We start from the raw sequence: 663 nt of genomic DNA, 5'->3' as shown, positions 1-663 counted from the left end.
GTCACGGCCAGCGCACCTACGGCTACGACGCCCTCGACCGGCTGATCCGCGTGCGCCACTCACGCGACGAACTGCCGGAAACCTTCGCCCACGACCCGGCGGGCAACCTGCTGATGCAGGACCGTCCAGGCCCGGCGCAGATCAAGGGCAACCGCCTGCTGATGCAGGGCGACCGGCATTACGACTACGACGCTTTCGGCAACCTGATCCGCGAACGTCGTGGCACCGCGCAAAAACTCGTCACCGAATACCGCTACGACTGCCAGCACCGCCTCATCGGCCTGACCCGCCCGCACGGCCAAACCGCGAGCTACCAATACGACGCCTTCGGCCGGCGCATCCGCAAAACCGTCGACGGCGAAATCACCGAGTTCTTCTGGCAAGGCGACCACCTCGTCGCCGAAAGCAGCCCGACCCATCACCGCAGCTACGTCTACGAACCCGGCACCTTCCGCCCGCTGGCTTTGCTCGACGGCAAAGGCCCGAAAAAAGCCTGCCCGTTCTACTACCAACTCGACCACCTCGGCACCCCGCAGGAACTCACCGACTACAGCGGCGACATCGTCTGGTCGGCGCAATACGACGCCTACGGCAAAGTCGCCGCGATCACCCTCGCCGGCGAGGACTACCTGGACCAGCCGCTGCGCTTTCAGGGGCAGTATT

General features: G+C 65.3%; 1 protein-coding gene. It reads left to right on the top strand.

All coding sequences use genetic code 11. The annotated features are described in order from the left end of the window. The coding region (locus tag AACY19_RS26695; protein WP_339454481.1) for an RHS repeat domain-containing protein at positions 1-663 on the top strand (663 nt) is incomplete at both ends.

The organism is Pseudomonas sp. EA_5y_Pfl2_R50 (assembly GCF_963970475.1).
Classification (GTDB): Bacteria; Pseudomonadota; Gammaproteobacteria; order Pseudomonadales; family Pseudomonadaceae; genus Aquipseudomonas.
The sequence above is the reverse complement of the archived record's forward strand: the minus strand, read 5'-3'. Positions and strand labels throughout refer to the sequence as shown.